We start from the raw sequence: 12925 nt of genomic DNA, 5'->3' as shown, positions 1-12925 counted from the left end.
GTTTTGTCGATGACTGCAGGCGGCCGCGCAATCACCCTGCGCCCTATACTGGATCAGGCGCGCCCTCCGCGCGCGCCAGGAGGGCCTGCCATGGGACGCAAATACATCGATTGCCGCGACTATCCCAGTGATACGCACTGCACGGTCGCACTGAGCGCCGACACCGAGGACGAGCTGTTGGAAGCCGCGGTACAGCACGCCGTCCAGGTGCATCAGCACCAGGACACCCCCGAACTGCGCTCGCAGCTCAAGACCCTATTCAAGGAAGGTGCCCCGCCTGCGTGATCGCCCCGCGCGGCGGACTTGCGCGAAACGCAAAAAAGGACAGACCGTGCGGGGGCACGTCTGTCCTGTCAAGAAACCGGTCCCAGCCCGAGTCCGGTTACAGATGCCTCAGCGGCCCGCGCCTGCCCCAGCGGGCATGGACTGCATCGGCATCATGTTCAGATTGGCGTTGTGCATGACCCACAGCGATCCCGATACGACGATGGCGATCAGGAACACGGTACACGCGAAGATCGCCGTGTTGCCGCGCTGACCTTTGCGCGGCCCCAGGTGCAGGAAGAACACCAGTTGCACCAGCAGCTGCGTGACGCATAGCGCCACGATCAGCGCCAGGCCCGCGCGCGGCGTCAGCACCCGGCCCATCACGGCCCCGAACGACAGGAAGGTCAGCACCAGCGACAGCGCGTAGCCGATCAGGTGGCTGCGCAGGCTGCCGTGCGCGGCGTTGTGGGTGTGATGTTCGTCGGCAGTATGTGGATGGGACATCAGAGAAACTCCCGCAGGTAGACGACCGTGAACACGAAGATCCACACCAGGTCCAGGAAATGCCAGAACAGGCTCAGGCAGGCCAGGCGGCGGCGCACCACGGCGTCGAGCCCGAACACCTGCACCTGGTTGACCATCACGATGATCCACAGCAGGCCGGCGCTGACGTGCAGGCCGTGGGTGCCCACCAGCATGAAGAACGCCGACAGGTAGGCGCTGCGGTTCGGGCCAGCGCCTTCGTGCAGCAGTTCTTGGAATTCGTAGACCTCCATGCAGACGAAGGCCGCGCCCAGCGCGAAGGTCAGCACCAGCCAGCGGATCACCGCCTGCGGGTTGCCCTGGCCGTTCTTGCCTTCGTGCAGCTTCAGCATGGCCACGCCGAACGTCAGGCTGCTGGTCAGCAGCAGCATGGTCTCGCCCAGCACGAAGCGCAGGTCGAAGAGTTCGCGGCCCGTAGGGCCACCCGCCGTGCCGTTGAGCAGCACGCCGAACGTGGCGAACAGTGACGCGAAGATCAGGCAATCGCTCATCAGGTAGATCCAGAACCCCAGCTTGAGGGTGGATTCCGCCTGCTCGGCGTGATGGGCGTGATCGTGTGCGTGATCGCGGGCGGCTTCGTGCCCGTGGGCATCCGGCGCGGCACCGGGCGGCAACGCGGCTGCGTCACCGCGCAGTTTCAGGGTCGTCGTCATGATCAGTTGGCCCCCTTCAGATTCGCGGCGGGTTGCGTACCCAGCAGCGCAAAGCGGGCGCGCTCGATGCGCTCCACTTCGGCGGCGGGCACGTAGTAGTCCACGTCACGGTCATAAGCGCGGGCGATGAACGTGAAGATCATGGCGGCCAGGCCGAAGCCAGCCATCCACCAGATGTGCCAGACCAGCGCGAAGCACAGCACCAGCCCGAACACCGACACCAGAAAACCCGTCGACGTATTGCGCGGCATGTGGATGTCCTCGTACTGCGCGGGCGGCACGTAGGCGGTGCCCGCTTCCTTGTTGTCCCAGTGCTGCTCCAGCGACGTGATCTTCGGCACATGCGCGAAGTTGTAGAACGGCGCCGGCGATGCCGTGGCCCATTCCAGGCTGCGGCCGTCCCAGGGGTCGCCGGTCACGTCCATGTTCTGCTTGCGGTCGCGCACGCTGACGAACAGCTGCCACAGGATCGCCAGGATGCCGCAGCCGATGACCACGGCACCGACCAGCGCCACGATCAGGTACGGCTGCCAGTCCGGGTTGTTGTAGTGATTCATGCGGCGCGTCATGCCTTGCAGGCCCAGCGCGTACAGCGGCATGAAGGCCAGATAGAAGCCGATCAGCCAGCACCAGAACGCGACCTTGCCCCAGAACTCGTTCAGCGTGAAACCGAACACCTTCGGGAACCAGAACGTCATGGCGGCCAGGCAGCCGAACACCACGCCGCCGATGATCACGTTGTGGAAGTGGGCGATCAGGAACAGGCTGTTGTGCAGCACGAAGTCGGCGCCCGGCACGGCCAGCAGCACGCCGGTCATGCCACCCACGGCAAACGTCACCATGAAGCCGATGGTCCACAGCGTGGACGAATGGAAGCGGATGCGCCCCCGGTACATCGTGAACAGCCAGTTGAACAGCTTCACACCGGTGGGGATCGAGATGATCGACGTCATGATGCCGAAAAACGCGTTGACGCTGGCGCCCGATCCCATCGTGAAGAAGTGGTGCAGCCAGACGAAGAACGACAGCACGCCGATCGACGAGGTGGCGTACACCATCGACGTATAGCCGAACAGCGGCTTGCGCGAGAACGTGGAGATGATCTCCGAGAACGCACCGAAGCACGGCAGGATCAGCACGTAGACCTCCGGGTGGCCCCAGATCCAGATCAGATTCACGTACATCATGGCGTTACCGCCCAGCTCGCTGGTGAAGAAATGCATGTCCAGGTAGCGGTCGGCGGCCAGCAGCGCCAGCGTGGCGGTCAGCACCGGGAAAATGGCGACGATCAGGATGTTGGTAATCAGCGCCGTCCACGTGAACACGGGCATCTTCATCAGGTTCAGGCCCGGCGCGCGCATGCGCAGGATCGTGACGATGAAGTTGATGCCGGTCAGCGTGGTACCCAGCCCCGATATCTGTAACGACCAGATGTAATAGTCGACCCCGACAGTCGGGCTATACCCCAGCCCGCTCAGCGGCGGATAGGCAACCCAGCCCGTGGCGGCAAAGTCGCCGACGAACATCGACATCATGACCAGCACCGCGCCCATCGCCGACATCCAGAAGCTCAGCGAGTTGACGAACGGGTAGGCCACGTCACGCGCGCCGATCTGCAGCGGCACGATCACGTTCATCAGGCCCAGGATGAACGGCGTGGCCACGAAAAAGATCATGATCACGCCGTGCGCGGTGAAGATCTGGTCGTAGTGGTGCGGCGGCAGGTAGCCAACCGCCTCACCCACGGCAACGGCCTGCTGGGTGCGCATCATGATGGCGTCGGCAAAGCCGCGCAGCAGCATGACCAGCGCCAGGATGATGTACATCACGCCAATGCGCTTGTGGTCGACCGAGCAGATCCACTCCTTCCAGAGGTAGCTCCACTTGTTGTAGTACGTGATGGCACCCAGCAGCGCCGCGCCGCCAAGCATCACCACCACCAGCGTGCCCATGATGATGGGCTCGTGCAGGGGTATGGCGTCGAGAGAGAGTTTTCCGAACATGATGATTAGCGCTCCAGCGTCGTCTGCTGCGCCGGGAGCGGCGGCATGTTGGCGCCGGCAATGGCGCCGAGGGTCACCGGGCTGTCCGCACGGCAGATCTCGCCGTTGCTGGCCATGTACTGGTCCACCACGCCCTGGAACAGGCGCGGCTCGACCTTGGCGTACGCCGTGACAGGGTTCTTGCTGCTGGGTTGCTCCAGCTTGCGGTAGGTCGCTTCGTCGAGCGTATGGCCCGAGGCGCGGGCGCGTTCGATCCACGCGTCGAAGTCGGCGCGCGACGTGGCGATGGTGCGGAAGTGCATGTCCGAGAAGCCCGACCCGCTGTAGGCAGCGGAGCGGCCATCGAACACGCCGGTTTCATCGGCAATCAGATGCAGCTTCGTCTGCATGCCGGCCATCGCGTAGACCATGCTGCCCAGGCGCGGGATGAACAGCGCGTTCATCGTCGACTCGGCCGTGATGCGAAAGTTGATCGGCGTACCCACGGGGATAGGCAGCTCGTTCAGCGACGCCACGCCGTACTGCGGATAGATAAACAGCCATTTCCAGTCGAGCGCGACGACATCCACCTCCACCGGCGCCACCTTCGACTCCAGCGGACGGAACGGGTCGAGCTTGTGCGTGGTGTCCCAGATGATGATGCCGAGCAGCGCCACGATCACGCACGGGATGCCCCACACGACCACTTCGATCTTTGTGGAATGCGACCAGCGCGGCGCGTACTCGGCCTTCGTGTTCGTCTCGCGATAGCGCCAGGCGAACACCAGCGTCAGGATGATCACGGGAATCACCACCAGCAGCATCAGCGCCGTGGCCAGCACGATCAGGTTGCGCGTCTGCACGCCTATCGACCCGCTGGGATTCAGCAGGTCCCACGAACAGCCGGTCAGGATCAGGGGCGTGACGGCATACAGCCACGCACGGGGGGAACGTAGGGACGGGGGGCGCCGACGCACGCGTCTGGGGTCGGCTGGTTGCTCACGCATTTCAACACCTTCTTACAGGGGCACAGGCGGGGGTGGCCCAGACAACATCCCGGTATTTGTATGGATTTGCCTGAGTTGCACGGCATGCTAAGGTAAGACAACACCCATACAAGATGAGGCTTGTCTTGCGTACAACGAAGTCGTTGCATCCCGCGCCGCTGCATCCGAACCTGGAAGACAAACCCGGCTGGATCGGCGCATTCGCCGCCGCCGGCGGCCCGCGCTACATCCAGATCGCCGGATTCCTGGAGCGCGCGATGGCCGATGGCGTGCTGGCACCGGGGGACCGCCTGCCGCCGCAGCGCGAACTGGCGGCGCTGCTCGGGGTGGATCTGACCACCGTGACCCGGGCGCTGGCCGAAGCGCGCCGGCGCGGGCTGGTCGAGCCGCGCGGATCGCTCGGCACTTTCATTGCGGCGCCCGCCTTCGAGCTGGCCCAGGCCGTGGACCTGAGCATGAATGTGCCGCCCCCGCCGGAAGGCATCGACTTTGCCGACGTGCTGCGGCGCGGGCTGGCACAGGTCACGCTGCGCGCCGATGCCAATCTGCTCATGACCTACCAGCTTGGCGGCGGAACGATGCCCGACCGCGCGGCCGGCGCGCAGTGGCTGGCGCCGATGCTGGGCGATGTCCCGCACGACCGCGTGATCGCCAGTCCGGGCGCGCAATCGGCGCTGGCGGCGCTGATGCTGTGCCGGACCACGCCGGGGGCGGCGATTGCCGCCGAGCCGCTGATCTATCCGGGGGTACGTGGGGCGGCCGCCGAACTGGGCCGCCACGTGGTGACCATCGCCACCGACGACGACGGCATGCGGCCCGATGCGCTGGATGCCGCGTGCCGCACCGGCAATATCCAGCTGATCTACCTGAACCCGACGCTGCAGAACCCCACCACGCACACGATGCCAGAGGCGCGTCGCCACGAGATTGCGCGCGTGGCCCGGCAGCATGGCGTGCTGATTGCCGAGGACGATCCCTACTGGCTGCTGACGCCCGACGCCCCGCCACCGTTGGCGGCCATCGCCCCGGCGCAGACGGTCTACATCGCCACGCTGGCCAAGTGCCTGAGCCCGGGCCTGCGCACCGCCTACGTGGTGGCGCCCGACCGCGAACTGCAGGAGTCGATCCTGGCGGCGCTGCGCGCCATCACGCTGATGGCATCGCCAATTGCCACGGCACTGGCCACGCAATGGATTCGCGACGGTTCGGCGGCCGACCTGCTGGCGGGCATCCGCGCCGAAGCCGCCGCGCGGCAGCAGATCGCCCGGCAATGGCTGGCCGCCAGCGGCCCGTTTGCGCCGTCAGGCATCCACGTCTGGCATCCATTGCCCAGCTACTGGTCGTCGGCCGGCTTCAGCCGCGCCGCGCAGGACGAATCGCTTCGCGTCACCGCATCGGACGTGTTCTACGACGGCGCCACGCCGCCCAACGCCATCCGCATCTCGCTCGGCGGCGTGGCCGAACGCACGCAGTTGTCGATGGCTCTGAAGAAGCTGTCCGGCCTGCTGGCGCGCAAGCCACCCAATGCGTCGATGCCGGTGATCTGAGGCCGGCAGCCTAGGCCACCACCGCCAGCAACCCCGCAATGCCGAAGCCGAGCGCGACCAGTGCGTCGCCGGCAATGAGTCCGCCGCCGATCAGCGATGTGGTGCTCATGTCCTCTGGCAATGCGGCGTCCTTCGATGCCGGGAGCTGGCGGCTTTCCGCCAGGCTGGCGACCACCCCGCCGGCGGCCATCCAGGCAGCGGCTGGCAGGTTGACGAAGCCGCCGAACGACGATGCATAGGGCGACGGCAGCACCACTGCGTCGAGTATGAAATCGCACGCACGGCCGGTGCGGCTCCGGTCGGCAAACCGCCGGTAGCACGCCGACGCAAAGATGGCCTTGCGCAGGATCTCGGTAGCCAGCCCGACGACCACGCCGATCCACACGGCCAGCCGCTGGTAGGGCCGGTCCTCGGTCATGCTGCGTAGCGCGCCGACGATCTTGTAGGTCATTGCCGACGTCCAGCGCGCGGGCTGCTGGTCGGCCGGCAACACCGTCTGGTCGAGGCGCAGCACCGGATAGGCGTCCATGAACAGGCGCGCCAGCAGCACCGCCAGAATCGCCCCCGCCACGATGCCCGCCACCTGGTAGCCAAACTGCACCATGCGATTGGTGCCCAGGCGCCAGCCCGTGGAGCGGTCCTGCTGCATGTCGCAGGCTTCCGCCGTCGACACAAGCAGCACCGTGGCGGCGATGAGGCCGATGTGCGGCTCGCGCAGGCCCACGGCCGCCATCAGGATCACGGTCAGCACGAACGCCGACGAGATCGGGTTCTGGTCGACCATGCCGACCGAAATGCCATTGACCAGCGCGAAGATCAGCACCAGCCCCACGGCCATCAGCTGGTAGCCCACCGGCTGCCCAAACCACGCCGCACCGGCAGCCACCACCGCCAGCCCCCAGACCACGACCCACGCCACGATCCAGCGCTGCGGCATCGCTGGCGTATGGCCCGATGCGTCTGACGTCCCACGCGCCTGCTGTCGGGCCCGTTTCCAGGCACGCCCCAGCAACAGCAGCACATCAACGGCCGCCGCCCCCATGATCATGCCCAGCGCAAACAGGAACGTGATCTTGCGGTAGGGGTCACCGGGCGCGAGCCAGCCGATCGACACAAAATACGGCGTCAGCGCCCAGCCCGCCAGCCCGCCGACCAACGCGGCGATGCCGATGCGCGCACCGACGATCATGCCCGCGCCGAACGTCGATGCCGACAGGTCGATGGCCCCGAGCCACGCGATGCGGGTGGCTCCCACGCTGGCCAGCGCGCCCAGCCCCATCCCGCCAGCCAGCCGCGCAATCGACCGGCGCAGCAGCACGGGGTCGGTCAGCGCGCGCAGGATATTGGCCACCGCCAGCCCGGACGGGAACGTGAGCTGCATGCGATCGACCAGCAACGGCGTGTAGAGCATGCCCACGCCCACGCCGTACATGCCGATGCACAGCATGTAGCCGATCAGCTGCCACAACGGCGGCTGCGCCATCCCCATCCAGCCCATGGCCTGGATGACCACCACCATGCCGCCCATGCCGGCCACCGAGGCGGCCGCGGTCTGGATGTAGTTGGCACCGTGGCGGCCTGCGGCGCCGTACCCGGCCGTCACTGCCGATCCGAGGATGCCCGCCAGCACCTGCCCGCCCACGAAGAACCCGAGCGACAGGTTCATATAAGCCGCCGCAATGCCACCCAGCGGCCCGAGCACGAGCATGCCGGCGGCGCCAAGCAGCGCGTGGTATTGCCAGGTGTCGGGAGCGGGCAGTCGCATGCGGGTTGAAGGTTGGCGTAGTGGGTGTGGATGCGCTTGCCCTCTCCTCCGCCCCTCTCCCGCAGGCGGGACGAGGGATAAACCACGGGCAACTGAATCGCCTTCGGTTGGCTCCCCTCTCCCGCGACGCGGGAGAGGGGTTGGATGAGAGGACGGGCCTGTCCATCACCAGAACGCCCAAAGCGTACCCATTTCTGCGTGATTTCCCCAGCGGAAAATCGCAGAGCGTACCCGTTTCTGCGTGCGCCGCCACGCGGTGCCGGGCGACTGATAATCGCCCAGAACCGCCAGGCGGTCCCGAGCAGGCCGGGGCATGCGGGCATAGAATGTGGCGTCGGCCTGGCCGACCTCCACAACAAAATCTCCTTGTCTCGCTGTCACGCATGAAGCCCGCCCTGCTCGTTCTGGTCCAGCTCGAACCGGACCACCTCGCCCTTGTTTCCCAGCAATACGACGTTGTCTACGCGCCCAGCGCCACCCAGCGCACCGAGGCCATCGCCAGTGCCGGCGGCACGTTCCGCGCCGTGCTGAGCAACGGCACCACCGGCATCACCGCGGCCGAAATCGATGCCATGCCCAGGCTGGAACTGGTCTGCGCGCTCGGCGCCGGCTACGAGAACATCGACATCGCCGCCTGCCGCGCGCGTGGCATTGCCGTGGGCAATGGCGCGGGCACCAACGACAGTTGCGTGGCCGATCACGCCATGGCGCTGCTGCTGGCCACCGTGCGCCGCGTGCCGGCGCTGGACCGCGCCACGCGTGACGGGGTCTGGCGCAACACCATTCCGCTGCCGCCCAACCTGTCGGGCAAGCGGCTGGGCATTGTCGGCCTAGGCACCATCGGCCGCCGCATTGCGCAGCGCGGCCAGGGCTTCGACCTGGAGATCGGCTATCACAACCGCCGCCCCCGCGCCGACGCGCCGTTCCAGTACTTTGCCGATGTGATGGCGCTGGCCGAGTGGGCCGACTACCTGGTCATCGCCACGCCGGGCGGCGCCGAGACGCGCCATATGGTCGACACCCCGGTGCTGCGCGCGCTGGGTCCGGCTGGCTACCTGGTCAATATCGCGCGCGGCAGCGTGGTGAACACCGCGGCGCTGGCCGATGCGCTCCGTGCCGGCGAAGTTGGCGGTGCGGGCCTGGATGTCTATGAAAGCGAGCCGAAGCCGCCGGTCGAGCTGTTCGATTGCCCCAACGTCGTGCTGACGCCGCATGTGGGCGGCTGGTCGCCCGAAGCGGTGCTGGCGTCGGTGACCCAGTTCATCGAGAACGCCCGCCGGCACTTTGCCGGCGAGCCGCTGGTCGCGCCCGTGAACTAGCTAGCCCACGGCCGGGAAGACCACGCGCACGCGCAGCCCGGGCGCTGCGTCTTCCAGCGCCACGCGCGCGCCATGGGATTGCGCCACTTCGTCGACGATGGCCAGTCCCAGTCCGCTGCCCCCCGTGGGTGCGTCGGGTACGCGATAGAAACGGTCGAACACGCGGGCGCGCTCGTCGGCCGCAATCCCCGGGCCGTTGTCGGTCACCACCAGCTCGATGCCCTGCGCGGTGTGCGCCACGTCCACGTCGATGCGGCCGCCACGCGGGATGTAGTGCAGCGCGTTGTCCACCAGGTTGGTCAGCAGAATGCGCAGCGCATCAGCATCGCCCCGGATCGTGACCGGCCCGTTGGCGCCGCTGTCCTCCAGCCCCAGGTCGATGTCGCGATCGATGGCCGCCTGTGACATCTCGACCACCACATCGCCGGCCAGCACGCGCAGGTTGACCGGCTCGTGCGGCGGTGGCGCGGCCCCCGGCTCCTGCCGCGCCAGCGTCAGCAACTGGGCCACCAGGTGCGTCAGCCGTTCCAGCCCCTGGCGCAATTGCCTGACCGCGTCCTGGCGGGCCTCGGGGTTGGACGCGCGCTCCACCAGTTGGGCCTGCAATTGCAGCGCGGTCAGCGGCGTGCGTAGCGCGTGGGCGGCATCGGCCACGAAGGCGCGCTGGGTGTCGATGGCATGGGCCAGCCGCGCCAGCAGCTGGTTCAGGGCGTCGGACAACGGCGCGATTTCGTCGGGCATGTCGCGCACGGCCAGCGGCGCCAGCGTGTTGGCGTCGCGCGCCCGCACTTCGGTGGCGATCTCGCGCAGCGGCCGCAAACCGCGCCCCACGGCCATCCACACCAGCCATGCCAGCAGGGGCAGCAGCAGCAGCAGCGGTGCCACGGTACGCAGCGCCATATGCGCAGCCAGCGCGCGCCGCGCGCTAAGCGGCTGCGCGATCTGCACCACCGTCGGCCCCAACTGCACGCTGTAGATCCGCCATTCGCCCGAATCGGTGCGGGCATCGGTAAAGCCCAGTTCCGCGCGCTGTGGCAACGCCGGGTGCGAATGGGACAGATACAGGCTGCGCCCGGAGCCATCCCAGATATGGATCACCACGTCCTCGTCGGCGTGCAGAAGATCGGCGCCCGTGGCGCTATCGGGCTCGAACGGGGGTGTCACCGGCGCGCTGAACTGGCTTGGCAGCGCGGCGGCCACCTGCTTCATCTGGTAGTCGAACAGCGCGTTGGCTTCCTGTCTGGCCTGGCCGTAGATCAGCCCCGTGGCCACGGCGATGCCGGCCGCCAGGCCCGCTGCCAGCCACCACAGCAACGTACGTTGAATCGAGCGCATCAGTCCGGTGTTCCTTCCGCGCGGTCTGCGCCTTCCGTTGCCCTGCCGTCCAGCTGCGGCATCAGGTACCCCACGCCCCGGATATTGCGGATCAATGCCGCGCCAAACTTGCGCCGCAGCGCGTGGATATAGACCTCCACCGTGTTGCTGCCGACCTCGTCATCCCAGCCGTAGAGCCGTTCCTGCAACTGCGGCACCGACCAGACCTTGCCGGGACGGGCCATCAACGCGGACAGCAGCGCGTACTCGCGCGCCGACAGCCGCACCGGTGCGCCGGCCTGCGTGGCTTCGCGTGTGGCCGGGTTGAGCACGATATCGCCATAGCGCAGCACAGGCTCGGCCCGCCCTTCCGCGCGGCGCGCCATCGCGTGCATGCGCGCCACCAGCTCCTGCAGGTCGAACGGCTTGATCACGTAGTCGTCGGCCCCGGCGTTCAGGCCGGCCACACGGTCGGCCACGGCGTCGCGGGCCGTGACGATCAGCACGGGGGTGCGGACATTGCGCGCCCGCAGCGTCTTCAGGACGTCGAGCCCCGAGCGGCGCGGCAGGCCCAGATCCAGCAGCACCAGGTCATAGCCGCCATCGGCACGCGGGCCGTGCTGGTCGGACGCGGCGTCCAGCCCAGCGTCGCCATCGGTCACCCAGTCTACCGTGAAGCCCTCCTGGCGCAGCGCCACCTTCACGCTCTCGCCAATCATGGCGTCGTCTTCCACCAGCAATACACGCATGTTCGTCGGGATTCAGGATTAAGCGCGGCGCATGTCGCCTTCGAGCCGGTCTGCCAGGGCGCGAGCCAGGCCGGGCAACGCCGGGAATTCCGCCGCGATCACGTAGACCGGGATATCGGCCAGGTACTGGCCCATGCGGCCCTTGTCGACAAAGCGCGCGTTGAACGGCGAGGCGTGGAATGCATCGACAAAGCGCGGCACGATGCCGCCGCCGATATACACGCCGCCACGCGCGCCAAGCACCAGCGCGATATCGCCGGCCACCGAACCCAGCAGGCCGCAAAAGGCATCGAAAGCGCGGCGGCACAGCGGGTCATTCTGCTTCAGGGCGCCCTCCGTGACTTGCGCCGGCGTCAGCGGTTCGGCAAGAAGCGTACCCATTTCTGCGGACAGCGCGACATGGATATGGGAGAGGCCCATGCCCGACAACAGGCGCTCGGCCGACACCCGGCCAAGCTGGTCATGCGCCGCGCGCCACGCGATCCATTCGTCGTCGGTGACAGGCATCACCTCGATATGGCCGCCCTCGCCGGCCAGCGCCACGGCACCGCCACCGGGCGCCGGAACCAGCCCGGACACGCCCAGCCCCGTGCCTGGCCCGATCAACGCACGCGGCGCGGTGGCCACGGCACTGCCGGGGCGCACCTGCACGAGGTCGCCAGCGGGCAGATGCGGCAGCGCCAGCGCCAGCGACGTGAAGTCGTTGATGGCCACCAGTGTTTCCAGGCCCAGCGCCTGGCGCATGGCCTCGATCGAGAACGCCCAGTTGTGGTTGGTCAGCTTGACGTGGTCGCCGGTCACCGGGTTGGCCAGGCCGATGGCCGCGTGGCCGGGGCGCTCGCTATCGGCCAGCGTCGACATGTAGAGCCGCATCGCCGCTTCCAGCGACGCGTGATCGGCGACCTTGTAGGCCGTGACCTTGCCAATTCGCATCGGCGCGGTTTCCAGGGCGAAGCGGACATTGGTGCCACCGACATCGGCAAGCAGGCGCGGATAGGTCATGGCAGAAGCAAGGTTGCGGAATGGCGCGTCATTGCGCCTCGGTCCGGAAGATATCGATGCCACGCCGGTGGCGCGCCAGCACCACGCTGACCGGCAGCGCCGGCGTGGGCGCCTGCAGCGCGCGCTCCAGCACGGCGTTCTTTTTATCGCCGGTGATCGCCAGGAACGTGCGCTCGGCCGCCAGCAGCGCAGCCAGGTTCAGCGTCACGCGGGCATGGGGCGCCATCGACGGATGCGTGACCAGGTAACGCGGTTCGGGCTCCGACAGGGCAGTCTGCAGTTCGGGCGCGTCGGGGAACAGCGACGCCGTATGGCCGTCGTCGCCCATGCCCAGCACCACCACATCGGGCTGCTGGAACGACGCGTTGAGCCGCTGCACCGCCTGCAGCGGTGCGGCTGCCTCTGCCTCATCGCGGATCAGCGGCGCCCAGCCGGCCACGCTGGCCCCTTCGCGCAGCAGGTGGTGGCGCACCAGCGCCCCGTTGCTGTCGGGATGGTCGGGCGGCACCGCGCGTTCATCCACCAGCGTGACCGTCACGGCTTCCCAGCGGATTGGGCGATAGCGCAGCCGCTCGAACATCGGCACCGGAGACTTCCCGCCCGACACCGCCAGCACGGCCCAGCCCTTGGCCTTGACGACGAGCTCCAGCGCGTGGCTGACCGAGATCGCCAGCGACTCGGCCTGGTCCATCAACGTGGCATGTTCAAACTGGCGCATGGCAATGGCTCCTGTCAGTCGGCGGTGGATCGGTTCGGAACGGGGCTTGTGGCTTGTGG

At 67.6% G+C, this 12925-nt stretch carries 12 protein-coding genes; 3 read left to right on the top strand and 9 right to left on the bottom strand.

Going from position 1 to position 12925, the window contains the following annotated elements; genetic code table 11:
* The first annotated feature begins 90 nt into the window (after positions 1-90).
* Entirely contained in the window at positions 91-285 is a 195-nt protein-coding gene (locus CYJ10_RS22220; protein ID WP_101683622.1) for a DUF1059 domain-containing protein, read from the top strand.
* Between the two features lie 108 nt (positions 286-393).
* On the opposite strand, the gene cyoD is transcribed toward CYJ10_RS22220, so the two are convergent.
* The 4 genes from cyoD to cyoA are packed head-to-tail and all read right to left on the bottom strand — an operon-like array spanning position 394 to position 4452.
* Positions 394-771: a cytochrome o ubiquinol oxidase subunit IV gene (gene cyoD, locus CYJ10_RS22215; protein WP_101683621.1), complete on the bottom strand. Its 378-nt coding sequence runs from the start codon at positions 769-771 to the stop codon at positions 394-396.
* A complete protein-coding gene (gene cyoC, locus CYJ10_RS22210; protein WP_101683620.1) occupies positions 771-1463 on the bottom strand; it encodes a cytochrome o ubiquinol oxidase subunit III in 693 nt (230 codons plus the stop codon). Before cyoC ends, cyoD begins: the two co-directional genes overlap by 1 nt.
* 2 nt (positions 1464-1465) lie before the next feature.
* On the bottom strand, positions 1466-3466 hold the full coding sequence (gene cyoB / locus CYJ10_RS22205; protein ID WP_101683619.1) for a cytochrome o ubiquinol oxidase subunit I: 2001 nt from the start codon (positions 3464-3466) through the stop codon (positions 1466-1468).
* Between the two features lie 5 nt (positions 3467-3471).
* Complete coding sequence (cyoA, locus tag CYJ10_RS22200) at positions 3472-4452, bottom strand: ubiquinol oxidase subunit II (protein WP_257993461.1); 981 nt, start codon at positions 4450-4452, stop codon at positions 3472-3474.
* Positions 4453-4577: 125 nt separating this feature from the next.
* Between cyoA and CYJ10_RS22195 the strand changes: the two genes are divergently transcribed.
* A complete protein-coding gene (locus CYJ10_RS22195; protein ID WP_374703294.1) occupies positions 4578-5999 on the top strand; it encodes an aminotransferase-like domain-containing protein in 1422 nt (473 codons plus the stop codon).
* Positions 6000-6009: 10 nt separating this feature from the next.
* Here the strand turns inward: CYJ10_RS22195 and CYJ10_RS22190 are convergent, their stop codons facing one another.
* Entirely contained in the window at positions 6010-7764 is a 1755-nt protein-coding gene (locus CYJ10_RS22190) for an OPT/YSL family transporter (protein ID WP_101683617.1), read from the bottom strand.
* Between the two features lie 383 nt (positions 7765-8147).
* Between CYJ10_RS22190 and CYJ10_RS22185 the strand changes: the two genes are divergently transcribed.
* A complete protein-coding gene (locus tag CYJ10_RS22185) occupies positions 8148-9083 on the top strand; it encodes a 2-hydroxyacid dehydrogenase (protein WP_101683616.1) in 936 nt (311 codons plus the stop codon).
* On the opposite strand, the gene CYJ10_RS22180 is transcribed toward CYJ10_RS22185, so the two are convergent.
* The 4 genes from CYJ10_RS22180 to pgl are packed head-to-tail and all read right to left on the bottom strand — an operon-like array spanning position 9084 to position 12866.
* Complete coding sequence (locus tag CYJ10_RS22180; protein WP_101683615.1) at positions 9084-10418, bottom strand: sensor histidine kinase; 1335 nt, start codon at positions 10416-10418, stop codon at positions 9084-9086. It abuts the gene before it with no gap.
* Complete coding sequence (locus tag CYJ10_RS22175; RefSeq protein WP_101683614.1) at positions 10418-11146, bottom strand: response regulator transcription factor; 729 nt, start codon at positions 11144-11146, stop codon at positions 10418-10420. Before CYJ10_RS22175 ends, CYJ10_RS22180 begins: the two co-directional genes overlap by 1 nt.
* 18 nt (positions 11147-11164) lie before the next feature.
* Positions 11165-12148 (bottom strand): glucokinase, encoded by a 984-nt coding sequence (locus CYJ10_RS22170; RefSeq protein WP_101683613.1) that lies wholly within the window; start codon positions 12146-12148, stop codon positions 11165-11167.
* A gap of 28 nt (positions 12149-12176) precedes the next feature.
* On the bottom strand, positions 12177-12866 hold the full coding sequence (gene pgl, locus CYJ10_RS22165) for a 6-phosphogluconolactonase (protein WP_101683612.1): 690 nt from the start codon (positions 12864-12866) through the stop codon (positions 12177-12179).
* Between the last annotated feature and the right edge of the window lie 59 nt (positions 12867-12925).

Source organism: Cupriavidus pauculus (genome assembly GCF_002858765.1).
In the GTDB taxonomy this organism is placed as follows: Bacteria; Pseudomonadota; Gammaproteobacteria; order Burkholderiales; family Burkholderiaceae; genus Cupriavidus; species Cupriavidus pauculus_B.
This window is presented reverse-complemented; position numbering and strand designations above follow the sequence as displayed.

Coding starts and splice junctions, on each gene's coding strand:
- CYJ10_RS22180 (WP_101683615.1), bottom strand. CDS start 10,418: ATGCGCTCGATTCAACGTACGTTGCTGTGGTGGCTGGCAGCGGGCCTG.
- CYJ10_RS22170 (WP_101683613.1), bottom strand. CDS start 12,148: ATGACCTATCCGCGCCTGCTTGCCGATGTCGGTGGCACCAATGTCCGC.
- cyoD (WP_101683621.1), bottom strand. CDS start 771: ATGTCCCATCCACATACTGCCGACGAACATCACACCCACAACGCCGCG.
- CYJ10_RS22185 (WP_101683616.1), top strand. CDS start 8,148: ATGAAGCCCGCCCTGCTCGTTCTGGTCCAGCTCGAACCGGACCACCTC.
- CYJ10_RS22220 (WP_101683622.1), top strand. CDS start 91: ATGGGACGCAAATACATCGATTGCCGCGACTATCCCAGTGATACGCAC.
- CYJ10_RS22190 (WP_101683617.1), bottom strand. CDS start 7,764: ATGCGACTGCCCGCTCCCGACACCTGGCAATACCACGCGCTGCTTGGC.
- CYJ10_RS22175 (WP_101683614.1), bottom strand. CDS start 11,146: ATGCGTGTATTGCTGGTGGAAGACGACGCCATGATTGGCGAGAGCGTG.
- cyoA (WP_257993461.1), bottom strand. CDS start 4,452: ATGCGTGAGCAACCAGCCGACCCCAGACGCGTGCGTCGGCGCCCCCCG.
- cyoB (WP_101683619.1), bottom strand. CDS start 3,466: ATGTTCGGAAAACTCTCTCTCGACGCCATACCCCTGCACGAGCCCATC.
- cyoC (WP_101683620.1), bottom strand. CDS start 1,463: ATGACGACGACCCTGAAACTGCGCGGTGACGCAGCCGCGTTGCCGCCC.
- pgl (WP_101683612.1), bottom strand. CDS start 12,866: ATGCGCCAGTTTGAACATGCCACGTTGATGGACCAGGCCGAGTCGCTG.